The following is a 21727-nucleotide window of genomic DNA, read 5'->3' as shown; positions in this document are numbered from 1 at the left end:
GGAGCACGACCATGCCGTTTGTCACCATTCAACTCACCCGTGAGGGAACGACGCCGGCAGGCTCGGCGCTGACCGCGGACGAGAAGGCAGCCTTGATCAAGGGTTCAAGCGAACTCCTGCGCGACGTGCTCGGCAAGCCGCTCGATTCCACTTTCGTGGTGATCGAGGAGGTCGACACCGACAATTGGGGCTGGGGCGGCCTGCCGGTGCTGGAGTTCCGGCGACGGCGCGCGGCGGACGGCATAGCCGCTCCGTCGACCCCCGCAGGAGGATGACATGACCAATGCAAATACAAAGCGACACATCAAGGACCGGGTGCACCCTCCGCCGGGATCAGACCCGAAATCGACATGGCGATACGCCGTGGCAGGATTGGTTGCCTCCTTTGTCGGGCTTGGGCTCGCGCGATTTTCCTACACCCCGCTCATCCCGGCACTAATTGCAGCGAAATGGTTCAGCGCTTCCGATGTCGTCTATCTCGGCGCGGCCAACCTGGCGGGTTATCTCGCTGGCGCGCTCATGGCCCGAGCTTTCGCAACCATTGCCGGAGCTGTCAGAACGCTGCGTGCGATGATGCTGCTCGCAACGCTCTCATTCGTTGCGAGCGCGACGCCGCTGTCGCTGATGTGGTTCTTCGGTTGGCGCTTCCTGTCCGGCCTCGCCGGTGGAACAATCATGGTACTGGCCGCTTCGGTCATTCTGCCGTACGTCGCGACGGCACGGCGCGGCCTCGTCGGCGGGGTGATTTTCGCCGGTGTCGGCCTGGGGGTCGCCGCGTCCGGAACGCTCGTGCCGCTGCTGCTGCAACAGGGCTTGCGACAGAGCTGGTACGGTCTTGGCATGCTTTCGGCGCTTCTCACTGTCGCGAGCTGGAGGAGCTGGCCTGTCGAGACCGGCCTGTCTGCCGCGCCGTTGCATCAGGCAAAGCACCATCACTCCTCGTCCGCCGCCCGTGCGCTGCTTTTCCAATATGGACTCAACGCGATAGCTTTGGTGCCCCACATGGTTTTCGTCGTCGATTTCGTGGCGCGCGGTCTCGGTCAGGGCATCGCTGCGGGTTCCCGCTACTGGGTCCTGTATGGTCTCGGAGCGGTCATCGGCCCGCTCGTGACTGGTCAGCTTGGGGACCGCTTCGGCTTCCGTCCGGCCCTACGCGCGGCGTTCCTGATCGAGGGCGTCGCCGTTCTGCTGCCAACTGTCAGCACGGCGCCGCTGTCACTGATCGTGTCGAGCGTAGTGGTCGGCGGCTTCACACCCGGTATCGTGCCGCTGGTGATCGGACGGGTCCATGAACTCGTCCCGCACTCGCTCATCCAGCAGCGCACACTGTGGGGGCACGCCACCACAGGCTTTGCGCTGTTCCAGGCGGCCGCGGCCTACGGGTTCTCCTGGATGTTCGCGCAGACCGGAAATGACTATCTGGTTCTGTTCGAAATTGGTGGAGGCGCTTTGATGGCGGCGCTGGCGATCGACCTCATCGTGTTGCTCGCCGACCACGAGGCATAGTCGTTATCCCAGACCAGTTTCGGCTTGGAGGGAGGGAGCGGAAATCCAATGTAGCGCGGCTGGAATCGGCGGCCAGGTCGCGTGCGGCTTGACCGCGGATCTCGAACGGACGCGCGTACCAGGCCGAATGAATGGAAGCACGTCCTTCTGGAGTCCATCGCCCCACGCCGAGACCGGCTTTGCCCGTCCCGGCAATGCGCGCATGTTCGGTCACCTCGCAAAACCTAACAGCACATAACAACGCATAACAAGCCAGCGCCGTCGGCGCGTAGCAAGGTGCGAAGAACGAAGCGATCCGATGCCCAACGCGCAGCGAGGATCTGCCCGTGTGGATCCCACAGCCGCTGGCGTGAACATGCCGGTGAATTGCAACACAACCAGAGATCAAGAGATGAACGACAATCAGATCGTGGATTCCAGCTTCAAGGCCATCATCAATGCACCCATTGAACGCGTCGACATTCCGCAGTGGTGTTTCAATCTGTCCGAGCGCGAGTATCAGGGCTGTTCTCCGGCGCATGTCGCTGCAGGATTTACGACGACTCCGGATGGCAAGCGCATGTCTATCAATGTCGAGATCATCGGTGGCAGCCTCATGGTGCAACATTACGTGGAGACGCTCGGGCGAAAAGATCATCTGATCCTCGAATCGACGTCTGACGTCTTTACGCCGAACGGCCGGACCACCATTCGCGTGACCTGGGAATTGAGCGTCAAGGAAATTGCGCCTGGAAAATGCGAGCTCACCAACAGAGTCGAGACGCACGCCACTGACGAGCTCGTGACGTTTATTGGAAGGCAGGGCATTCCGCTCGAACTCTTCCGAGCTCAGCGCCAGCCGTTCTCAATTGCTCATAACCAGAGCGAGACGCCGCTGTTTGCCGCGAGCATCGAGCGCGCAGCGTTGCTGAACATCCGATAGCGCATCCCACCGGCCGCCGAAGGCAGAGCGTCATGACGAAACTATTCTACGAGAAGGAGATCACCGCTCTGCTGGTGGTCGATCCCTATAACGATTTCATCTCCGAGGGCGGCAAGATTTGGCCTCGGATCAAGGCCGTGGCCGAAGCGAACAATTGCGTTCCCCACATGGTCCAGGTGCTCCAATCAGCTCGCGACGCCGGCATTCGGGTCTTCTATGCGATGCATCACCGGTACCGGCCGGGCGATTATGCCTCCTGGAAATTCGTCGCCCCGATTCAAAGGAGAGCCTGGAAAAACAGGAGCTTCGAATTCGGCAGCTGGGGTGGGGAGTTTCGTGCCGAGTTCGTCCCGGCGCATGGAGAAATTGTCGCAAGCGAGCACTGGTGTTCGAGCGGCTTCAGCAATACGGATCTCGACCTGCAACTCACGCGACATGGCATCCAACGGCTGATCGTCATAGGGCTGATCGCGCACACCTGCATAGAGGCGACTGTGCGCTTTGCCGCGGAGCTCGGATACGACGTAACGGTCGTCAGTGACGCGGTTGCCGATTACTCCGACGACATGATGCGCGCTGCACTGGAAATCAACATGCCGAATTACGCGAGCGCGATCGTAACCACGCAAGACATCGTTGAGGCATTGTCGGCGATGAGGACAACAATATCCACAACGTAAGGCCCAAGATCAGGGCGTTGCTCCCTTTGCATTGAAGTAGCGCTTTTCATCGATCGAAGCGCTTGGCGCGACCTATGCGACCTGCCAAGAGGCTTTCCTTCCATCCAGGGGGAGCCGTCGCGCCGAACTCGATATCGACGGCTGTCTCAAATCAGACATTTCCGGCGACGTCCATGATGGCGGCCGCAAATGCCTTGGGTGCCTCTTGGGGCAGGTTGTGGCCAACGCCCCCCGTGATCGTGCGGTGCGAATATTTGCCGGAGAACATCTTGGCATAGGTCGAGGGATCCGGGTGGGGAGCGCCGTTGGCGTCGCCTTCCATGGTGATGGTCGGCACGCCAATAACGGGCGCTCGCGAAAGCTGTGCTTCATAGCCATCATACGTCGTTTCGCCTTCGGCGAGGCCGAGCCGCCAGCGGTAGTTATGGATAACGATCGAGACGTGATCCGGATTGTCGAATGCCTTGGCACTGCGTTCGAATGTAACCTCGTCGAAGTGCCACTGCGGTGACGCGAGCCGCCAGATCAATCTCGAAAACTCGCGCCGATACTTGTCATATCCGGCGCGGCCGCGCTCGGTCGCGAAATAGAACTGATACCACCATTGAAGCTCCGCCTCCGGCGGCAGGGGCATCTTGCCATTCTGCTGGCCGCCGATGAGATAGCCGCTGACGGAGACCATTGCCTTGCAGCGTTCCGGCCAAAGCGCCGCAATAATGTTGGCAGTCCGCGCGCCCCAGTCGAAACCTGCGATCGTGGCTTTGTCGATTCTGAGCGCGTCCATGAGCGCGATGATGTCGGCGGCGATCGCCGATGGCTGTCCGTTTCGCATCGTCGAATCGGAAAGGAACCGTGTGGTTCCATAGCCGCGCAAATAGGGGACGATCACGCGATAGCCTGCTGAGGCTAGCAGTGGCGCGACATCGACGAAGCTGTGGATGTCATACGGCCAGCCGTGCAGCAGGACCACGGACGGACCGTCGACCGGACCTGCTTCGGCATAGCCGACGTTCAGGAGGCCGGCATCGATCTGCTTCAGTGACGGGAACGAGGTCGTGCCTCCGACCGTGACTGTGGTAGCCGGGGTCGCGGACTTGGCCTCGGCTGTGCTTGGCGCGAGCCGGGCCGCGGCGAGCGTGATCGCGACCCCGGTGAAGAAGCGACGGCGTTCGTGGTCGACAAACTGTGGCATGATTGGCTCCTGTCGTGGTCCCCGCGTTTACGGGAGGCGGCAATGCGACGTTTGTCTTCAGCTCTCGTGCCAGTCGAGCCGCGCAAGAAACTCCCGGACGAGAAAAGCGACATCGTCGGTGGCTTCATCCAGAGCGAAGTGCCCGGCTTCGAGGATATGAACCTCCGCTGTCGGGACATCGCCTTGATAGGCCGCCGCACCGGCGACCGTGAAGGAGGGATCGTATTTGCCCCAAATGACCAGCATGGGCGGTTGCCTTTTGCGCAGCCACTCCTGCCATTTCGGGTAGGAAACGACGTTGGTCCGGTAGTCCAGGAACAGCGTCGTCTGAATTTCGGCCTGGCCGGGCCGCGTGAGGAAGGCGTATTCATTGACCCAGGCATCGGGATCATAGCGCTCCGGATGTGGGCTCGAGCCGAGGTGACGCTGCCGGGTCGCTTCGAGCGACGTGAAGTTCGCTTTGAGCGCCTCGAGCTCATTCGCGCGATCAGTCCAGTATTTGCGACGGGCCTCCCATAGCGGGCTCAACGCCTGCTCATGCGAGGCTGCGTTCTGGATGATCACGGCGCGAACTCGTTCCGGATCGGCTAACGCCAGGCGGAAGCCGACTGGACCGCCATAGTCCTGCATCAGCAGGACGTAGCGGCTGAGCCGGAGCACGGCCACGAGTTCGCTGATCACACCGGCGATGTTGTCAAAGGTGTAAGTGAAATCGGCGGGGGAAGGCGCGCTGCTGTTTCCGAAGCCAGGATAGTCGGGGGCGATCAGGTGATAGCGGTCGGCAAGCAGTGGCAACAGCGGCTCCCACATTCGCGACGAGGAGGGAAAGCCGTGCAGCAGGAGGACAGCCGGCGCTTCGTGCGGGCCAGCTTCACGATAGAAGACGTCGATGCTTTGCACCTCAACAGTGCGATAGCTGATCGAGCGGCGGCTCGATCGCAGATCTTGCGCTGAAGCCTGCAGAAGGGGGCGCGACACTGTGGCTGTAAGCGTGACGCCGGCGGGATTGTTCATGCGTTCCATGGGGGTCATTCCATTGGCCGAACATCGATACCGTCAATGGTGCTTGCGGCAGCTTCCGCAGGTCGCACCAGCGCCGTGAGCTCGGGCGTAAAGCTCTTGTCGCTCTCTTCGATATGTCCCGTCAGTCGCGTCGTGATTTCCTGCAATATCCATTCATTGCCGTCAGGATCGCTGAACGACGCGTAGGAGGCGTAGCTCTTCCGCTGAGGATTGGGACCGATCTCAAGCTTTGTCGTGCTGGCGTGATGGAATATGCCGCCCGGGTCGTGGAACGGCGCGCCGACGGCGATGCCGCGGCGGCGCAGATCGTGGCTCGCGGCTTGGATGTCGGACACGACGAGGTGAAGGCCTTTCACCGAGCCGGGGAGCGCGGTGGTGAGGCTTCTGCCGAATATGACTGAGCATCCCGAACCCGGCGGGGTGAACTGGATCACGCGATAGCCGTCGGAACCGTCGTAGTCGATATCGAGCCGCCAACCCAGTGTCGTATAGAACTGCTTGGCGCGCTCGACATCCGACGTCGGGAGAACGACGACCTCGAGCTTCATTTCGATCCCAGCAATGGCCGTGCCGTGAGAAAGCAGGTCCATGATCGCGTCCTCTCCCTTGGGTATGGTGTGGGCCGTGCCGGCCCAATTACCACGCTTGAGCGCCGTTCTCCGGGCGGTGATCGGTGATGGAATCGGCGGAACTTGAGATCCTGCTGCGTGAAGAGGCGCTCACGCCGCTTCATCGAGAAAAGTGGCTAAGCTGCCGCCGACTTGACGGTCTGGCCGACTGCGGCCAGCAGCATTTCGGCGGCAGGACCGGACGAGTGCGGGTTCTGGCCGGTGATCAGAAGACCGTCACGAACGACGTGAGGCGTCCAGTTCGCGGTCTTGGAGAAGGTCGCGCCGAGCTTCAGCATTTCGCCCTCGACCAGGAAGGGGACAACCTTCGTGAGCCCGACTTCATCCTCTTCGCCGTTGGTGAAGCCGGTCACTTTCTTGCCTCGAACGAGCAGCGTCCCGTCGGGTGCCTTGACGTGGCGCAACGCGCCGGTGGAATGACATACGACAGCTATGGTCTTGCCGGCCGCGATGAAGGACTCGATCAGCTTGATCGAGTTCGGATCGTCGGCGAGATCCCACATTGGGCCGTGCCCACCCGGATAGAACACCGTATCGTAGTCCTCCTGCCTGACACGATCGAGGCGGACGGTCGTGCCAAGCTGAGTCTCCGCAGTTGAGTCATTCTCAAAGCGGATCGTGAGTTCCGTGCGGAACTCTGCTTCGTTGCTCTTGGGGTCAAGCGGCGGCCGACCGCCCTTGGGGGATGCGAGAGTGATCGCCGCACCGGCGTCCTTGAAAACGTAGTAGGGCGCGGCAAGCTCTTCGAGCCAGAAGCCGGTCTTGCGTCCGGTGTTGCCGAGTTCGTCGTGAGAGGTAATGACCATCAAGACGTTCATGGCGAATCTCCATGTTTTGATCGCTACTATGGCGCGTCGTATCGCGGTCGTGCGCCTGCGGCTCGGAGCTTGCTAATGCGGGTCACGTCAATCGTCGATTGCTTTAGAATCTACAGCCGGATTGATCTTTTGGCGTGTTAGGTAATGTTAGGCGTTGATAGCGGATCGATTACGGTGCTCGTTCCTACTCAAACAAGGCGTCGAAGATCTCGATGTCCATCAGCACAGGCTTGGCCACGACGGTGCCGTCGCGATCAAGCCGACGTGCGCGGCGAAGCGTCGGCACAACCACGCCCCCGAAGCTCTCATGCGCCCACGAACAATGTACGACATTCATCCCGAAGAGGTCGTGATCTGTCCGTCGTTGCAGCCCATGTGGATCGAAATGGAATACCTGCTCCGGCGCAAGCGTGATCAGGTCGGAAGGGAAACGCGCCCGCAGCCGGCGCCACGAATCCTTCGTCGAGGGAAGCTCCTCGGAGTCAACGTCAGGTCGGGCCAGAAGAAAGGGGCTACTCAGATGAGTCCAGATCGCAACACCGCAAAAGAAGACGAGGTGCAGCTCGTCTGAAAGGACCGCCGAGCTGGAATGCGGGAACGCAAGGCTGGGATTGCGCCAGAAGCGCAGCAGCTTGCCATCCCAGGTCTCAATCGTGATTGCATCGGATTGAAACGAGCCTGAATGTGTCCCGCCGGAGATCCCGGTGAAGCGGATCGATTGGCTCCGGGTCGAGCCTTCGGCTGTCACATCCTTGAAAGCGTTGGCTCGCCCGACGCCATCGAACAGCGTCCCGCCGATGGAAAGGTGGAGCGTGAACCGGCTCAGACCATTCCAGTGCGCCAAACCGCCACTGGCATCGATTACGTCATCGAGAAGAGACATGTTCCGCCATATCAGCGCTGAAGCCCGTCTACCATGGCGGGCGGCATGCGGCTTGGCGTGTTAGAAGGTGTTAGGAGCTGCGAGCATCAATGTGACGAAGTCGTCGTCAGACGTCATCGAATGAGAGCACCGAAAGGACGTTGCGATCTCAGCGATGGTCTGGAGAGGCTCGCAGCAATGGGAAGTGGGAAGCGGGCAGGCAGGGAGTGTGCCACCGTCGTCATGATGTCGCGCTGCATGCAATGTCGTGGCCGGCGCGAAAATGTTCGATACCGCCGCCGGCATAACAAAATCTTGCAACGTATAACGAGCCAAATCCGTGCAACGCGCCCAGGATGACCAGGTGTTAGGTCCAACCTATGGGGAGGATATCATGTGCGCCATCGGCTCTGTGGCTAAACGCGGGATTGATCGCGAAACAGGGATCAGGATATCGACTTCACGTCGCGTTAGCCTGAATCTCGAAGTCGTCGTGATTCCGGTGTCCGACGTGGACCGCTCCAAGGCATTCTACGCGCGTCTCGGCTGGCGACTGGACGCTGATTTCGCCTCTGGCGATAGATGGCGTGTGGTGCAGTTCACCCCGCCGGGCTCCCACTGCTCGGTGATCTTCGGCCGGAACGTCACATCAGCCTCGCCGGGCTCGACGTACGGTCTTTATCTGACCGTCTCCGATCTCGACGCTGCAAGGAAGGAGCTGATCGAGCGCGGCATTTCGGTCAGCGAGGCCTTCCATGGCGGCGGCGATGTCCACGCCGGCCCAGATGAGCCGTACTTGTTCGGCAGCGTCCGGATCACAGGGCTCGATCCGAAGCGCGGCAGCTACAGTTCGTTCGCCTCTTTCAGAGATCCTGACGGCAATGGCTGGCTGTTGCAGGAGGTCACGACGCGACTCCCCGGGCGCGTGGAAGGCAGTGACGTGGCATTTGCCTCGAAAGCCGACATGGCGGCGGCCCTGCGTCGCGCGGCGATAGCCCATGGAGAGCACGAGGAGCGTTCCGGCGGTCACGACGAGAATTGGGCCGACTGGTATGCTGACTACATCGCGCGCGAGCAAGCCGGTCAGTCGCCGCCGTCCTGAAGCAATCGCGCGTTCTCTACGCCGTGCGCTTGGCGACTCGCTGCCGCGCGCCGTCTGCATTGCGTCGCTCGCGAATACGGTCCCTCGTCCCAACTGGACCGGCGATGGTCAACGAGGCCTGACAATTTTGAATTCGGCAGGCGCCGGTGCCTCCGTCAGCATCTTCGTGCGACGGACCGACGGCGGCTCTCGATATCCGTCAATCGAACACAGCAAGGGAGATCTGCAATGAGGACGCGAGCGCACGTCGACACGTTTAACCCCGATCGCAGGCAGCTGCTCGGCCAGGCCGCGTTGACCGCGCTCGCGGCGGGTGTTTCCAGCTTGCCGTCGCTGAGCCCGGCCAAGGCGGTCGCGAGCGACGCAATACGACCGTTCCACGTGGACGTACCCCAGGACGACCTGCTCGATCTCGGCCGCCGTTTGGCTGTAACCCGTTGGCCGGACCGCGAGCTCGTCCCCGACCAGTCGCAGGGCGTGCAGTTGAAGACATTGCAACAGCTCGTGCAGTACTGGAGGAGCGAGTACGACTGGCGCAAGATCGAGGCGCGGTTGAATGCGCTTCCGCAGTTCGTCACTGAGATCGACGGCGTGGACATCCACTTCATCCACGTCCGCTCGAGGCAACAGAATGCGTTTCCGATGATCGTGACGCATGGCTGGCCAGGTTCGATCATCGAGCAATTGAAGATCGTCGGTCCGCTCACAGATCCTGCCGCGCATGGGGCGAGGCCTGCGGATGCGTTCGATCTCGTGATTCCTTCGCTTCCCGGCCACGGCTTCTCCGGGAAGCCAACGGCGCCTGGCTGGGATCCTCAACGTATCGCGCGTGCCTGGATCGTCCTCATGAAGCGGCTCGGTTACAACCGCTATGTGGCGCAGGGCGGCGACTGGGGCAATGCCGTGACTGAGCAGATGGCGCTGATCGCGCCACCGGAACTGCTCGGCATCCATACCAACATGCCCGCGACCGTGCCGGACGAGATTGCGCAGGCGCTTCAGCCCGGCGGATCCCGGCCTTCGGACCTCTCGTCGGACGAGCGCGCCGCGTACGACCAGCTCGACGACTTCTACAAGCATGGCCTCGGCTATGCCATCGAGATGTCGAATCGGCCGCAGACGCTCTATGGCCTCGCGGATTCGCCGGCGGGCCTCGCGGCTTGGATGCTCGATCATGATTCGCGCAGCGCGGCGATGATTGCGCGTGTCTTTGAAGGCAAGCCCGAAGGGCTGTCGCGAGAGGATGTGCTCGACAACATCACGCTCTACTGGCTCACCAATACGGCGGTTTCGTCGGCGCGGCTGTACTGGGAGAACAAGCTGGTGTTCTTCGCGCCCAAGAAGATCAACATCCCAGTCGCCGTCAGCGTCTTCCCAGACGAAATCTATGCCGCGCCGCGCAGCTGGACGGCGAGGGCCTATCCAAAGTTGATGCACTACAATCGGCTCGACAGAGGTGGTCACTTCGCCGCCTGGGAGCAGCCCGCGCTGTTTTGTGAGGAAGTGCGCACTGCCTTTCGATCCTTGCGCCAGTCGATTTGAACTGGGAAGGAGGCGCGCCTGGCGCGCGCCTGTTGTCAACAAACCCAATCAGGAGTGTCCACGATGAACCGTCCAGAACGCACAATCAGTACTGAAGAAATCCGAGTCGAGCGCCGGCTCCCGTCTTACTGGCGTGTCACGTTCGACATGCCGCCGCTGAACATTTTCGGACCAAAGCACCTGCCGCAGCTAAACGACGTGGTTACGGCGATCGAAACAGATCCCAACGTGAAGGTAGTCGTGTTCGACAGCGCTGTCGACGGCGTCTTCATCACCCATTACGATTTCGTCGCGCCTCTGGAGGAGTCGCTTCGTGTCCCTCCTGGTCCGACAGGCTTGCAGGCATTGCCGGACGCGCTTGTGCGCCTCAGCCGCGCGCCGGTCGTTTCCATCGCATCGATCCGTGGCCGGGCAACGGGGGTCGGGAGCGAGGTCGCGCTTGCGTGCGACATGCGGTTTGCCAGTCGCGAGAGGGCGATCCTGTCGCAATGGGAGGTGGGCGCCGGCCTCGTACCGGGCGGAGGACCGATGGCACGATTGCCGCGCCTGATGGGTCGCGGCCGCGCGCTCGAGGTTTTACTCAGCGCCGATGACATCGGCGGCGAACTGGCAGAACGGTATGGGTATGTGAACAGGTCGTTGCCGGATGCCGAGCTCGACGGCTTCGTCGAGGCGCTCGGGATGCGTATCGCCTCATTCGACAAGGAGGCGATCGCCGAGACCAAGCGCCTTGTCGATATCGCAAGCCTGCCGCCCGATATCGAAATCAGGCCAGAGTGGGACGCCTTCCTGTCCGCTCTGGCTCGGCCGGCAAGCCAAACTCGTATCCAGGCCCTCATGGCGCGCGGCTTTCACCGCCCCGGCGACGTCGAGAAACGACTGGGCTTCCACGTTGGCCAACTTGGCGGCTGAGCGACGGTTCCTCGTGCAACCGCCTGTCGGGCGGGTCCTCTCAACACCAAGAGAAGCAGGATGACATGAGCTTCACAATCGAGGTGAACGGAATTGCTCGCAGCGTCGACGTCGACGGCGATACGCCGCTGCTCTGGGTGCTGCGCGACGTGCTCGGCATGACCGGTACGAAATTCGGTTGCGGCATGGCATTATGTGGGGCGTGCACCGTCCATCTCGATGGTGCCGCGATCCGCTCCTGCATCACGACCATCGACAGCATTGGTGCCTCCAAGGTCACCACGATTGAGGAGGTCGGCGCAACGCCAGCGGGCGCCAAGATCCAGAGGGCCTGGCTCGAGCACCAAGTCCCGCAGTGTGGCTATTGCCAATCCGGTCAGATCATGTCGGCCGCGGCTCTTCTCTCCGACAAGTCGGATCCAACGGATGCGGATATCGACGACGCGATGAGCGGAAACATCTGCCGTTGTGGAACATATGTCCGCATCCGCGAAGCCATCAAGCTCGCGGCCGGACCGCACGAGAAGGAGCGTTGATCATGAGGTTCAACCGCACGACATCTCTCGGCTCGGCGGCCACGCTGTCGCGCCGCAACTTTCTGGTCAATACGGCGGTGGCCGGCGGCGGCCTGCTGCTGAGCTTCAGCCTGCCGTCTGGCCAGAGCATGGGATCAGTTGCCGGCGCCTTTGAGCCGAACGCCTTCATTCGGATCGGCCGCGACGGTCTGGTGGTCTTGACCATGCCGTATGTCGAAATGGGCCAAGGCACCTACACGTCCATCCCCATGCTGGTCGCTGAAGAGCTGGAGGTCGGGTTGGCGCAGGTACGGCTCGAACACGCGCCGCCCGATGAAAAGGTCTACGCCAACCCGTTGCTGGGTGTGCAGGCGACCGGCAATTCGAACGCCATCCGGGGCGCCTGGAAGCCGTTGCGGCAAGCCGGCGCCACCGCGCGCGTCATGCTGGTGGAGGCGGCGGCCCGACGCTTTGGTGACGATGCAAGACACTGCCGGGCCGAGGCCGGCGAGGTCATCCACATGCCGAGCGGTCGCCGTCTGAAATATGGAGACCTCGTCGCCGATGCCGCGATGGTCCCGCCCCCCGGCAAGGTGGTTCTGAAGAATGCGGATGAGTTCAAGCTGATCGGCACGCCGGCATCGCGGCTCGATGTCTCGGGTAAAGTGAACGGTTCCGCCATCTATGGAATCGATGTGCGGCCGCCCGGGCTGAAGATCGCGACGCTGGCGCAATCGCCGGTGTTTGGCGGCAGATTGAAGAATGTGGATGACACCGCTGCAAGGGCCGTCAAGGGGGTGAGCCAGATCGTCCGGCTCAATGATGCCGTTGCGGTCGTCGCCGATCACATGGGCGCAGCCAAGAAAGGTCTCGAGGCGCTCGAGATCGAGTGGGAGGAGGGGACCCATGCTGGTCTGAGCACGCAGGACATCGCCCGTGGGCTGGAGGACGCCACTCTGAAGGCAGGGCCGGTTGCGCAGAGCGTGGGCGACGCGGCGCGGGCAATGGCAACTGCGGCAACCCGGGTGCAGGCGAACTATCATCTTCCGTTTTTGGCCCATGCGGCGATGGAGCCGATGAATTGCACCGTTCATTTCCGCGGTAGCGAGTGCGAGATCTGGGTCGGCACGCAGGCAATCGCCAGGGTGCAAGCGGCGGCAGCGAAGGCAGCCGGCCTGGCCGTCGACAAGGTCATCGTTCATAATCATCTGATCGGCGGAGGCTTCGGACGACGTCTTGAGGCTGATGGTGCGGTGCGCGCCGTAGAGATCGCCAGGCACGTCGACGGTCCCGTTAAGGTCGTGTGGACTCGCGAGGAGGACATCCAACACGACATGTATCGTCCCTACTGGGTGGATCGCATCGAAGCCGGTCTCGATAAGAGCGGTAGACCCATTGCATGGATCAATCGCTTTGCCGGATCCTCTGTAATCGCGCGGTGGCTTCCGCCTGCCTTCAGCAACGGGCTCGATCCCGACACGACGGAAGGTGCGATCGACCTGGTCTATTCGCTTCCGAATTTCCATGTTGAGTATGTTCGCGTGGAGCCACCGGGTATTCCAACGGCCTTCTGGCGCAGCGTCGGTCCCTCGCACAATGTGTTCGTGACCGAGAGCTTCATCGATGAGCTGGCCGCCGCAGCCAGGCAGGATGCCGTTGCCTATCGCCGTGCGCTGCTCGACCACAACACACGTGCGAGGGCTGTACTCGATCTCGCCGCCGAAAAGGCGGGGTGGGGCACTGCATTAAAAAAGGGACACGGCCGTGGTGTCGCCCTGCAGAACGTGTTCGGCAGCTATCTCGCGCAGGTTGCGGAAGTCGAGGTCGCAAATGATGGGACGGTCCGCGTTCACCGCGTCGTGTGTGCGATGGATTGCGGCATCGTGATCAATCCTGACACGGTGCAGGCACAAGTCCAGGGCGGCGTCATGTTCGGCATTACTGCTGCGCTCTACGGAGAGATCACGCTGCAAAGTGGACGCGTCAAACAGGCCAATTTCGATACCTACCAGATGCTGCGTATCGATCAAGCGCCGGCCATCGAGGTCTACGTTGTTAACTCCAAAGAGTCTCCCGGCGGAATGGGCGAGGCAGGAACATCCGGTATCGTTCCGGCCGTGGCAAACGCCGTTTTTGCGGCCACTGGAAAGCGGTTGCGCAAGATGCCGATTACTCCCGACGCGCTCAAGGCGTGAACATCATCAGAAACATCGCAGGAGACGAAAGATGATCCGCAAGGCCAAGGCAGTGTGGACGGGCACGGGCCGCGACGGCAAGGGCGCGCTATCGAGTGAATCCGGAACGCTTGCGAATACCCCTTACTCCTTCAAGACCCGGTTCGAAAACGAAACGGGGACCAATCCTGAGGAGTTGATCGCGGCGGCGCACGCCGGCTGCTTCACGATGGCGCTGGCCTTCGGCCTTCAGCTCGCCGGGTTCACGCCGACCGAGCTGTCAACGGAAGCGGCTGTCACTTTGGAGCCTGAAGGCAAGGGGTTCCGGATCAGCAAGTCGGACCTGACACTGAGTGCGAACGTGCCGAACCTCGACGAGACTACTTTCACTCGCATCGCAGGTGAGGCCGAGAAGAACTGCCCGGTCTCGAAAGTGCTGAATGCGACGATCAGCCTCGACGCAAAGCTGATCTAGCTTTGGCACTCGAGCGGCACGTTCATGACCCAAACGCATCAGCCTGATGAAGACAGGTTCTGGGCTATCCTGCCTGAAGATATCGCGTGGAAGCCATTTCCAGCCTTTCCACCTGGCGCGCGGCTGGCTGTCATCGTCGGTCATCCCACCGAACCTGGTCCCTATGTGGTCCGGGTGAAAGTGCGCGCGGCACGACGCTGATGCCGCACAGACATCGGAGGATCGAATTTACACAGTCATGTCAGGGATCTTCTACATAGGACTTGGCGAGATCTTCGATGCCGACAAGGTGCAGGCGTTTCCGCCGGGGAGCGTCCTTGTGCTGCCCGGTAATACCTGGCATTTCCACTGGACGAAGTCCGGCGAATACATCACCCAGGTCTCAGCGATCGGGCCGCTAGGTCTTGAATATCGCGACAATCATGATGACCCACGTCTGCATGGCGTATAGGAGCGTTTTTCCGCGCCGCAGCCACTTAGCTGCTCGCGCAAGGCGCAAGTCGTGAGGGCGGGCGTATCCTCCTGCGCGCTGGTGTGGACAAAATGTTCTTCAAAGAATTTTTCCTCTCCCCCATGACACTTGAGTGTCGTTACAGCCTCGTTGTCAGCGCCTTCCTCTAACCACCTCGGGGTCTTCAGGGGTCTGCCGCGGGTTATTCTTCCCACGCTGCGCTCCTGCCGTCGTCATCGGCCTATCAGCGGCTGCACGCCTGTCGGGCCAGAATAGACGTTCAGCCGCTGTCCCTCTCCTTCATACGCGACCATTTAGTCCGAGAGCCCCTCCAGCAGGTCGCGCACAAGACCTGGCTGCTGAGCGCACGGTGCGAGCCCCGCCTGATCCCGCTTTCAAACGGACTCGACTCCTTGTTCTTGATATGTTCTCATGCCGGCCATGACCGACCGACCCGCAAGCTGGCGTATGCCAAACCGGAAGCAGATGGAGGAAGTGGCCCGCCAACTCGGCAGGAATGCCCCGCTGGTGCGCGGCCTGGCTCCGAACGACCGTCAGCCTGACGAATACTGGCAGGTGCTCCTGGAGGCGGCCAACGCTGCCGAAAGGCATCTGTCGCCCAAAGGCTCCCTGAGGCAGCGGCGGCTGGGCGAGATCACCGAGCACGTGCTGCGGGTCGAGTGCCGGCGCTGCGGGCGCACGGTCGAGATCCAGAAGGCTGATGCTGTCCGCCTGTATGGCTCGGAGGCGCCTTGGCGCGATGTCGGCCAGCGCCTGCTGGACGACACCTGCACGCAGCGGACCGGCCGGTACGAAGAGGATGGCTGCTGGCCGTCGCTCGACTGACGGTCGGATGGCGCCCAAGCATCACCCGACGCCCCTCTCTGGAGGCGACCGGAAGGCTCTTGCCAAGGAGCTCGGTCGGGAGAGGGCGATGACGACGATCCTTGCTGAGCAGGCGGCCGAGGTGCGGAGCCAGGGCGAGGCCCTGATCCGGCAGGCCGATCGGCTCCTTTGCGAGTCCTGGAATGAGCGAATGTGGGCGAACGGCGGTCCGGTCGATCCGTCTCCGACGATCGAGCAAGCCATCAACGGCGGCTATCCGTGGCTGGAAATCGCGTGCTCGCGCTGCAAAGCGCGGCGTGAAGTGGACTTGGCCACATTACGCCGCCCATCGACTACGTTCATCCACGACCTCGCCGGCCGGCTCAGGTGCAGCAGGTGCGCCAAGGTCAATCGCAGGCCGCCAGCGACGCTGCTACAGTTGGCGCAGCGCCCTCGCCAGGCTGCTCCGGAGACCTGACGATGTGCAATCTCTACTCGATGACGAAGAACGCGGATGCGATCCGCCGGCTGTTCGGCGTTCCGCCCGGGAACGACCGCACGGGCAACTTGCCTTCCATGCCCGGCATCTTCCCGGACTATCCGGCTCCCATCGTCCGCAATTCCGCCGCCGGCCTGGAGCTTGCGATGGCTCGCTGGGGCATGCCGTCGTCCGCCAAGGCGCTCATGGATGCCACCAAGAAGCGGGCCGAGAAGCTGCAGGCGAAGGGCAAGGCGGTGGACTTCAAGGAACTGCTGCGGCTCGAGCCAGACAGCGGCACGACCAACATCCGCAACGTGACCAGCGCGCACTGGAAGCGTTGGCTCGGCCCGGAAAATCGGTGCCTGGTGCCGTTCACCAGTTTCTCGGAGTACGACACCATCGATGGCAAGAAGGTGCCGGTCTGGTTCGCTCCCGACGAGAGCAGGCCGCTGCTGGCGTTCGCCGGGCTCTGGACCAACTGGACGTCCGTCCGCAAGGCGAGGGAAGGCGAGGTCACGATCGACGTCTATGGCTTCCTGACGTGCGAGCCGAACGCTGAGGTCGGCCGCGTCCACCCCAAGGCGATGCCAGTGGTCTTGACGACTCCCGAGGAGTATGACGCTTGGCTGCGCGCACCTTGGGACGAGGCGAAAATGCTGCAGAGGCCGCTTCCGGACGGCGCGCTGCAGATTGTGGCGACCGGGCCGAAAGAGGACCCCGCGCCTTCCAGCTAGCGTCTGGCACGGCCCTGCGGAACTGGTGAAGACGCCGCAGCCCCGACGATTGCGAATCCCTGCCGCGCGGCAAATGCTCGGAACGAGCAGGCGGGTGGAAGGATTCGTTCAGCAGGAGCGACTTCGATGCTGATGACGACGGAACGACGGGCGGCAATCCGTAGCCTGCGCGGCTGGGCGATCTCCGTGCTGCAGGAGGCGGGAGCAATCCACGAATGCGAAGAGCATGGCTGGGCGAAGGAGCGGGCAGACCCGCATGCGCGCGAGCGCGCCTTTCAGATCGCGACGCAGGATCCGCCAACCGGCGTCTCTCGCGAAGATGCGGTTGCGGAAGTTCGCCACGTGCTGGATTCGATCGGCGATACCTGCCCGGAGTGTCTGCCCGCGCAACGTCGCGGGCCGATCTATTCGTGGGCGCGGCGTAGTGCGTCTCTGAGCTTCTCCCGCTCGGCCTCCCAGCGTCGGTCCTCGGCTTCAATCCGCTTCTCGAGATCGCGTCGCTCGGCTTCGAGATTCCCAAGCCGCTCATCGTGCGCCTGCTGCGCAGCTTCCAGCGCCGCTTGCGCTTTTGCGATCAGCTTTTCGCGCCGAGCCCGTTCCTTCTCCTTGATAGCCTCCTCTTTGCGCCGCTCGGCGTCTCGACGCCGCTGTTCGCGCTCGAACTGCGCGGCGGCCTTACGCGAATCTTCAACGCTGACCTTCGGGGCCGCACGCCGCTTTGCCTCCGGACGTTTGGCCTTCTTTTTCGGAGTACTTGCCTCATCATCCAGGTCGGGCAATTCAGACTGCTCGGCAAATTGTCCTCTCGACCCGGCCGGACGCTTCAGAACCACGCCCGGCTTTGCCATGGTGGCGGCAATGACGTCCGGATCTTCGGTCTCCGTTGCGGCTCCCTGGTGAAAGAGATTGCTACCTGCGCCCCATGCCTCCAGCGCGGCCTTCATGGAGGGCGCTGCGATCGCGAGATCGTAGAAGCCAAGTGAGGTCTGATAGGTCTTCAGCTTACGTGGCACCGGGGCTTACCTGCGCGACTGTGAGACAGCAGCATACCACGCGGCGTACGGAGTGTTCCGCGCCATGTGGCGGTTCAGATCGGGCGAGCCGTCGCTCCACCAGACCGGCCCCCGCTCGCCCAGCGCTCTCTTGGCTTGATCCACGGCGCGGTGGGCTGCAGCTTCGGCATCCGGATCTTTCGCCGCTTTGGCGGCCCGAACCGCGCGCCTCGCCGACATGAGCTGCTTGGTCAGCTGAGCTCTTTTGTCCTCGCTGATGGCAGGATCGGTCATGCGCCAGAGGCGGCAGCGGACGACGAAGTAGCGTCCGTCCGGAGTTACGGGATACTTCAAGCCGACTTCCGCTGCCGGCCGGATGCCTGCTTCTTCGCCGACGCCTCCTTGCCGGCGGTCTTCTTTCCCGCGATCGGCATCAGCATCTCTTTCTGCCCGGCGGCAGCTTTCTTCGGCTTCTTCGCCGGCTTGGCAGCCGCCACCGTCTGCGATGCCTTTTGCCCGACAGACCGCCGCAGCGCCTCCATCAGATCGACGACATTCTCGCCCTTCGGCCGATCATTGGGGCGGATCGTCTTGCCCGCACGCTTCTGGTTGATCAGGTCGATCAGCGCGGTCTCATAGTGGTCCTCGAACTTCTCCGGCGCGAAGGTGCCGGCCTTCTGCTCGACAATGTGCCGCGCGAGATCCAGCATGTCCTTGGTGATCTTCACGTCCTGGATCTCTTCGAAATACTCCTGCTCCGATCGCACTTCATAGGGATAGCGGAGCAGCGTGCCGACGAGGCCCTTGTCCATCGGTTCGAGCGCGATGATGTGCTCGCGGTTGGTGAGCACGATCCGGCCGATCGCGACCTTGTTCATCTCCCGAATTGTCTCGCGGATAACGGCGAAGGCATCGTGACCGACTTTGCCGTCGGGACGCAGGTAGTAGGGGCGGATCAGATAGCGCGGGTCAATGTCCGCCTTGTCCACGAACTCGTCGATCTCGATCGTGCGCGTGGACTCAAGGGCGATCTCCTCGAGCTCCTCCTTCGAGACCTCAATGTAATGGCCCTTCTCGAGCTCATAGCCCTTGACGATGTCCTCGTTAGGGACCTCGTCGCCCGTGTCAGCGTCGACCTTCACGTACCTGATACGGTGGCCAGTCTGCCTGTTCAGCTGGTTGAACGAGATCTTCTCGGACTCGGACGTGGCTGGGTAGAGCGCTACCGGGCACGTGACGAGCGACAGACGCAGAAAACCTTTCCAGTTGGCGCGGGGAGCCATTTACGCGGAACTCCGGGTTGAGACGGTCCGGATTCAAGACGTTTGGACGGGGTGGGTTCCGACGCCGTTACGGCGAGCAGGGGGGAATTGACGTTCAACCCAATTGGGACGGAAGAGCCTTTATCCATCAAACCCCCGGGTATTGTGTCGCTCGCCGGAGGCACTCGCGCGAAGGCCGCCTCCGCTTTGCTGCGGCGCCGCTATGCTGCCTTCGCGCGGGTGCCTTGTTAACCGGTCTCGCGACTGCACTCGGTCCCGGGTCCCTCCGCTCGCGCGGCGGCCGCTATGCTGACCCTCCTGCGGGTGCCTTATCTGCCTTCGCTCCGCTTCGGCTCGGCCTTTGGCGATTTATCGGTCACGATTTCATCGCCGAGCAAAGATCGAATTGGGCGGCTGCCCTTCTTTCAGCTGCTACTGTGTTTCAGCAGCTTCCGCCGACGGGAGCAGATGGAAGCGAAGCAAGTCGCGCGAACGGAAGCCGCTATGGCCCGGCAATTTTTCGATAGGTCACATGGGCGGTCGCGAATGGAAGCCCGGCGCGGCCGGCTGATCCGCGAACGATACAGGCGTTGTCGTCGATAAGATAAAACCAGTCGTCAAAATTCAGCTTCGTGGTTTTGCCGTCAGACTGCGGCGTGTCCCTCGTGTAACGCCAATGGAATGCGCAACCGGACTGCTCGCCTTCCGCCTCTCCGTCGAGGTGTGGCTCTAACCCCTTGTACTTGCCGGGGCCAAGCTTTTGGATCGTCCAATTGAGCGTGTCCTCGTGTCCATCATCGAAGCGGTAGGTCTCGACGAAGTGAACGACCTGCTTCGCCTCGTCCCATTGGCCCTCCGCCGTGATCGTCGCGCGCTTCAGCAGACCGCCAATCAGGCTTTCAAGCACGGCCCATCCTTCCAGCCTTCCATGGAAGAAGCGCTCCGGCAGGAAGATCGGCGTGGTGCCGTCGAATTGCTTGATGGACATTGGCTGCTCCCTGAAATGGAAACGAACCACGCAGCAGACGTCAGGTTCCGCTAAATCCGGTTAACACGATGAGGGTTTCGGGAGGTGGCCCGCATGTCAGAGGAAGAGTGCAGGTCGGATTGGCCGTGACGGGTTGGAAGCGGCAAGAGAGTTCTGCCGCGCCCGTCGCGGAGATCTGCGATGAAGGGACGGAGAGTTGGCGCGCGCGCTGACGAGGGTCGGGCGAGCCTCTATGAGGAGATCACAAGCAAGATCATCGGCGAGCTTGAGGCCGGCCGTGTGCCCTGGGTTCAACCGTGGGGGACACAGGCGACGAAGGCTCAGTTGGCGTTGCCCAGGAATGCGACCACGGGTCGGCCGTACTCGGGAATCAACGTCCTGATCCTCTGGGGGGCCGTCATCGAGCGTGGGTTTACCGGCCAGAGCTGGTTGACGTTCCGGCAGGCGCAGTCCATCGGCGGCCATGTGCGCAAGGGCGAGCGTGGTGTTACGGTCGTCTATGCCGATCGTTTCGTGCCGTCCGATGAGCGGCAGCGTGCCCGCGAGACGGGTGAAGACGCGCAGGCCATTCCGTTTTTGAAACGGTTTACCGTCTTCAACGTCGATCAATGCGATGGTCTACCTGAGGATATCGCGACTACGGCGCCGCTTCCCCCGCCAGGAACCATCGAGCCTGCGGTCGAGGCGGTCATTGCTAACAGTGGCGTCGACTTCCGGATCGGGGGTGATCGTGCGTTCTATGCGCCAAGCGAGGATTTCGTGCAGGTGCCGCCACCGGCGGCGTTCTTCGAGCCGATCAACTGGCATCGCACGGCCTTGCATGAGCTCGCCCATGCGAGTGGTCACCCGGCGCGGCTGAACCGGGATCTCTCAGGCAGATTCGGCAGCGGCAAATACGCGTTCGAGGAGTTGATCGCGGAGATCGCGGCGGCTTTCAGCTGCGCCGCACTCGGCATCGTGCCGACCGTGCGGCATGCCGACTACATCGGTGCCTGGCTCGACGTCCTGCGTGAGGACAATCGCGCCATCGTGCGGGCGGCAAGCCAAGCCAGTCGCGTGGCCGACTATCTCCTCGGCTTTGCGCCGGACGGGGTTGGCCTCACTCGGCCGGCTGCACCGGATTGCGCCGCCGCTTGAGCGCGATTGCTGGACGAACGGAGGAGAGGAAAAGGGCGAGAGGTGCTCTGCGACGGGTTGCAGGCCTGAGAGAGAGGCTCCGGGCCGCCCGTCGCGGAGAGATAGGACCATGACCAAGGCCACTCAGAAGATCACGCTGTCCCCCTCTCGGGACATTCCCTTCAACAAGCTCGTGCTCAGCCAGTCCAACGTCCGTCGCATCAAGGGCGGCGTGTCGATCGAGCAGCTCGCAGAGAGCATCGCCGAGCGGACGTTGTTGCAGAGCCTGAACGTTCGCGCGGTTCTCGATGGGGAGGGCAAGGAAACAGGCATGTTCGAGGTGCCTGCGGGAGGCAGGCGCTTTCGGGCGCTCGAGCTGCTGGTGAGGCAGAAGCGGATGGCGAAGACACAGGCTGTGCCTTGCGTGGTGCGCGATGCCGGCTCGGCGCTTGACGATTCGCTCGCGGAGAACGACCAGCGTGTGGGCCTGTTAGGTTCTGTATCGCAACTGTCCTCTTAGAGTCGT

Annotated in this window: 25 protein-coding genes and 2 pseudogenes; 18 read left to right on the top strand and 9 right to left on the bottom strand. The window is 62.2% G+C overall.

Annotated features, from left to right (window positions below; genetic code table 11):
- Positions 1–11 precede the first annotated feature (11 nt).
- The 4 genes from HL671_RS36390 (at position 12) to HL671_RS36375 (ending at position 3108) form a co-directional block, all read left to right on the top strand.
- Positions 12–275 (top strand): tautomerase family protein, encoded by a 264-nt coding sequence (locus HL671_RS36390; RefSeq protein WP_172243715.1) that lies wholly within the window; start codon positions 12–14, stop codon positions 273–275.
- A 1-nt stretch (position 276) separates the two neighbouring features.
- Entirely contained in the window at positions 277–1506 is a 1230-nt protein-coding gene (locus HL671_RS36385; RefSeq protein ID WP_172243712.1) for a YbfB/YjiJ family MFS transporter, read from the top strand.
- A gap of 391 nt (positions 1507–1897) precedes the next feature.
- On the top strand, positions 1898–2428 hold the full coding sequence (locus tag HL671_RS36380; RefSeq protein WP_172243709.1) for a hypothetical protein: 531 nt from the start codon (positions 1898–1900) through the stop codon (positions 2426–2428).
- A gap of 32 nt (positions 2429–2460) precedes the next feature.
- Positions 2461–3108, top strand: coding sequence for a cysteine hydrolase family protein (locus HL671_RS36375; RefSeq protein ID WP_172243706.1), 648 nt, complete (start codon positions 2461–2463; stop codon positions 3106–3108).
- A gap of 151 nt (positions 3109–3259) precedes the next feature.
- Here the strand turns inward: HL671_RS36375 and HL671_RS36370 are convergent, their stop codons facing one another.
- From HL671_RS36370 to HL671_RS36350, 5 genes are all read right to left on the bottom strand, one after another.
- The gene (locus HL671_RS36370) at positions 3260–4300 is read right to left on the bottom strand and encodes an alpha/beta fold hydrolase (protein ID WP_172243703.1); all 1041 of its coding nucleotides are present in this window, start codon (positions 4298–4300) and stop codon (positions 3260–3262) included.
- Between the two features lie 57 nt (positions 4301–4357).
- Positions 4358–5314 (bottom strand): alpha/beta fold hydrolase, encoded by a 957-nt coding sequence (locus tag HL671_RS36365; protein ID WP_172243744.1) that lies wholly within the window; start codon positions 5312–5314, stop codon positions 4358–4360.
- Positions 5315–5328: 14 nt separating this feature from the next.
- Positions 5329–5913 carry a VOC family protein gene (locus tag HL671_RS36360; RefSeq protein WP_172243700.1) on the bottom strand — a complete coding sequence of 195 codons (585 nt, stop codon included), beginning with the start codon at positions 5911–5913 and terminating at the stop codon, positions 5329–5331.
- A gap of 155 nt (positions 5914–6068) precedes the next feature.
- Positions 6069–6770 carry a type 1 glutamine amidotransferase domain-containing protein gene (locus HL671_RS36355; RefSeq protein ID WP_172243697.1) on the bottom strand — a complete coding sequence of 234 codons (702 nt, stop codon included), beginning with the start codon at positions 6768–6770 and terminating at the stop codon, positions 6069–6071.
- Positions 6771–6954: 184 nt separating this feature from the next.
- Entirely contained in the window at positions 6955–7653 is a 699-nt protein-coding gene (locus HL671_RS36350; RefSeq protein WP_172243694.1) for a hypothetical protein, read from the bottom strand.
- 373 nt (positions 7654–8026) lie between these two features.
- On the opposite strand from HL671_RS36350, the gene HL671_RS36345 reads away from it, so the two are divergent.
- From HL671_RS36345 to HL671_RS38635, 12 genes and pseudogenes are all read left to right on the top strand, one after another.
- Positions 8027–8734 (top strand): VOC family protein, encoded by a 708-nt coding sequence (locus tag HL671_RS36345; RefSeq protein WP_172243691.1) that lies wholly within the window; start codon positions 8027–8029, stop codon positions 8732–8734.
- A 228-nt stretch (positions 8735–8962) separates the two neighbouring features.
- Positions 8963–10276 carry an epoxide hydrolase family protein gene (locus HL671_RS36340; RefSeq protein ID WP_172243688.1) on the top strand — a complete coding sequence of 438 codons (1314 nt, stop codon included), beginning with the start codon at positions 8963–8965 and terminating at the stop codon, positions 10274–10276.
- 63 nt (positions 10277–10339) lie between these two features.
- Positions 10340–11188: an enoyl-CoA hydratase/isomerase family protein gene (locus HL671_RS36335; RefSeq protein WP_172243685.1), complete on the top strand. Its 849-nt coding sequence runs from the start codon at positions 10340–10342 to the stop codon at positions 11186–11188.
- Between the two features lie 65 nt (positions 11189–11253).
- Positions 11254–11724, top strand: coding sequence for a (2Fe-2S)-binding protein (locus tag HL671_RS36330; protein WP_172243682.1), 471 nt, complete (start codon positions 11254–11256; stop codon positions 11722–11724).
- A gap of 2 nt (positions 11725–11726) precedes the next feature.
- Positions 11727–13898: a xanthine dehydrogenase family protein molybdopterin-binding subunit gene (locus tag HL671_RS36325; RefSeq protein WP_172243679.1), complete on the top strand. Its 2172-nt coding sequence runs from the start codon at positions 11727–11729 to the stop codon at positions 13896–13898.
- A gap of 31 nt (positions 13899–13929) precedes the next feature.
- A complete protein-coding gene (locus HL671_RS36320) occupies positions 13930–14352 on the top strand; it encodes an OsmC family protein (RefSeq protein WP_172243676.1) in 423 nt (140 codons plus the stop codon).
- A 24-nt stretch (positions 14353–14376) separates the two neighbouring features.
- Complete coding sequence (locus HL671_RS38645) at positions 14377–14553, top strand: cupin domain-containing protein (protein ID WP_246706063.1); 177 nt, start codon at positions 14377–14379, stop codon at positions 14551–14553.
- Positions 14554–14590: 37 nt separating this feature from the next.
- Positions 14591–14803 carry a cupin domain-containing protein gene (locus HL671_RS38640; protein WP_246579783.1) on the top strand — a complete coding sequence of 71 codons (213 nt, stop codon included), beginning with the start codon at positions 14591–14593 and terminating at the stop codon, positions 14801–14803.
- Between the two features lie 432 nt (positions 14804–15235).
- Positions 15236–15649, top strand: a complete 414-nt coding sequence (locus tag HL671_RS36310) for a hypothetical protein (protein WP_172243673.1) — start codon at positions 15236–15238, stop codon at positions 15647–15649.
- Between the two features lie 7 nt (positions 15650–15656).
- Positions 15657–16106 (top strand): hypothetical protein, encoded by a 450-nt coding sequence (locus tag HL671_RS36305; protein ID WP_172243670.1) that lies wholly within the window; start codon positions 15657–15659, stop codon positions 16104–16106.
- 2 nt (positions 16107–16108) lie between these two features.
- Positions 16109–16843, top strand: a complete 735-nt coding sequence (locus HL671_RS36300) for an SOS response-associated peptidase (RefSeq protein ID WP_172243741.1) — start codon at positions 16109–16111, stop codon at positions 16841–16843.
- A 126-nt stretch (positions 16844–16969) separates the two neighbouring features.
- Positions 16970–17227, top strand: a pseudogene (locus HL671_RS38635) (hypothetical protein); the annotation flags it as partial.
- Between the two features lie 20 nt (positions 17228–17247).
- On the opposite strand, the gene HL671_RS36295 reads toward HL671_RS38635, so the two are convergent.
- The 4 genes from HL671_RS36295 to HL671_RS36280 form a co-directional block, all read right to left on the bottom strand.
- Entirely contained in the window at positions 17248–17856 is a 609-nt protein-coding gene (locus HL671_RS36295; RefSeq protein WP_172243667.1) for a cell envelope biogenesis protein TolA, read from the bottom strand.
- Between the two features lie 6 nt (positions 17857–17862).
- The gene (locus HL671_RS36290; protein WP_172243664.1) at positions 17863–18189 is read right to left on the bottom strand and encodes a hypothetical protein; all 327 of its coding nucleotides are present in this window, start codon (positions 18187–18189) and stop codon (positions 17863–17865) included.
- A complete protein-coding gene (ku, locus tag HL671_RS36285; protein WP_172243661.1) occupies positions 18186–19118 on the bottom strand; it encodes a non-homologous end joining protein Ku in 933 nt (310 codons plus the stop codon). Before ku ends, HL671_RS36290 begins: the two co-directional genes overlap by 4 nt.
- A gap of 481 nt (positions 19119–19599) precedes the next feature.
- Positions 19600–20085: a DUF3833 family protein gene (locus HL671_RS36280; RefSeq protein WP_172243658.1), complete on the bottom strand. Its 486-nt coding sequence runs from the start codon at positions 20083–20085 to the stop codon at positions 19600–19602.
- Positions 20086–20265: 180 nt separating this feature from the next.
- Between HL671_RS36280 and HL671_RS36275 the strand changes: the two genes are divergently transcribed.
- Positions 20266–21222 carry an ArdC family protein gene (locus HL671_RS36275; protein WP_172243655.1) on the top strand — a complete coding sequence of 319 codons (957 nt, stop codon included), beginning with the start codon at positions 20266–20268 and terminating at the stop codon, positions 21220–21222.
- Positions 21223–21331: 109 nt separating this feature from the next.
- Positions 21332–21691, top strand: a pseudogene (locus HL671_RS36270) (ParB/Srx family N-terminal domain-containing protein); the annotation flags it as partial.
- Between the last annotated feature and the right edge of the window lie 36 nt (positions 21692–21727).

Source organism: Bradyrhizobium denitrificans (assembly GCF_013179005.1).
Taxonomy (GTDB): domain Bacteria; phylum Pseudomonadota; class Alphaproteobacteria; order Rhizobiales; family Xanthobacteraceae; genus Bradyrhizobium; species Bradyrhizobium denitrificans.
Note: the sequence above shows the minus strand (reverse complement) of the source record. Positions and strands in the feature narration are given on the sequence as shown.

Coding starts and splice junctions, on each gene's coding strand:
- HL671_RS36390 (WP_172243715.1), top strand. CDS start 12: ATGCCGTTTGTCACCATTCAACTCACCCGTGAGGGAACGACGCCGGCA.
- HL671_RS36385 (WP_172243712.1), top strand. CDS start 277: ATGACCAATGCAAATACAAAGCGACACATCAAGGACCGGGTGCACCCT.
- HL671_RS36380 (WP_172243709.1), top strand. CDS start 1,898: ATGAACGACAATCAGATCGTGGATTCCAGCTTCAAGGCCATCATCAAT.
- HL671_RS36375 (WP_172243706.1), top strand. CDS start 2,461: ATGACGAAACTATTCTACGAGAAGGAGATCACCGCTCTGCTGGTGGTC.
- HL671_RS36370 (WP_172243703.1), bottom strand. CDS start 4,300: ATGCCACAGTTTGTCGACCACGAACGCCGTCGCTTCTTCACCGGGGTC.
- HL671_RS36365 (WP_172243744.1), bottom strand. CDS start 5,314: ATGAACAATCCCGCCGGCGTCACGCTTACAGCCACAGTGTCGCGCCCC.
- HL671_RS36360 (WP_172243700.1), bottom strand. CDS start 5,913: ATGGACCTGCTTTCTCACGGCACGGCCATTGCTGGGATCGAAATGAAG.
- HL671_RS36355 (WP_172243697.1), bottom strand. CDS start 6,770: ATGAACGTCTTGATGGTCATTACCTCTCACGACGAACTCGGCAACACC.
- HL671_RS36350 (WP_172243694.1), bottom strand. CDS start 7,653: ATGTCTCTTCTCGATGACGTAATCGATGCCAGTGGCGGTTTGGCGCAC.
- HL671_RS36345 (WP_172243691.1), top strand. CDS start 8,027: ATGTGCGCCATCGGCTCTGTGGCTAAACGCGGGATTGATCGCGAAACA.
- HL671_RS36340 (WP_172243688.1), top strand. CDS start 8,963: ATGAGGACGCGAGCGCACGTCGACACGTTTAACCCCGATCGCAGGCAG.
- HL671_RS36335 (WP_172243685.1), top strand. CDS start 10,340: ATGAACCGTCCAGAACGCACAATCAGTACTGAAGAAATCCGAGTCGAG.
- HL671_RS36330 (WP_172243682.1), top strand. CDS start 11,254: ATGAGCTTCACAATCGAGGTGAACGGAATTGCTCGCAGCGTCGACGTC.
- HL671_RS36325 (WP_172243679.1), top strand. CDS start 11,727: ATGAGGTTCAACCGCACGACATCTCTCGGCTCGGCGGCCACGCTGTCG.
- HL671_RS36320 (WP_172243676.1), top strand. CDS start 13,930: ATGATCCGCAAGGCCAAGGCAGTGTGGACGGGCACGGGCCGCGACGGC.
- HL671_RS38645 (WP_246706063.1), top strand. CDS start 14,377: ATGACCCAAACGCATCAGCCTGATGAAGACAGGTTCTGGGCTATCCTG.
- HL671_RS38640 (WP_246579783.1), top strand. CDS start 14,591: ATGTCAGGGATCTTCTACATAGGACTTGGCGAGATCTTCGATGCCGAC.
- HL671_RS36310 (WP_172243673.1), top strand. CDS start 15,236: ATGCCGGCCATGACCGACCGACCCGCAAGCTGGCGTATGCCAAACCGG.
- HL671_RS36305 (WP_172243670.1), top strand. CDS start 15,657: ATGGCGCCCAAGCATCACCCGACGCCCCTCTCTGGAGGCGACCGGAAG.
- HL671_RS36300 (WP_172243741.1), top strand. CDS start 16,109: ATGTGCAATCTCTACTCGATGACGAAGAACGCGGATGCGATCCGCCGG.
- ku (WP_172243661.1), bottom strand. CDS start 19,118: ATGGCTCCCCGCGCCAACTGGAAAGGTTTTCTGCGTCTGTCGCTCGTC.
- HL671_RS36280 (WP_172243658.1), bottom strand. CDS start 20,085: ATGTCCATCAAGCAATTCGACGGCACCACGCCGATCTTCCTGCCGGAG.
- HL671_RS36275 (WP_172243655.1), top strand. CDS start 20,266: ATGAAGGGACGGAGAGTTGGCGCGCGCGCTGACGAGGGTCGGGCGAGC.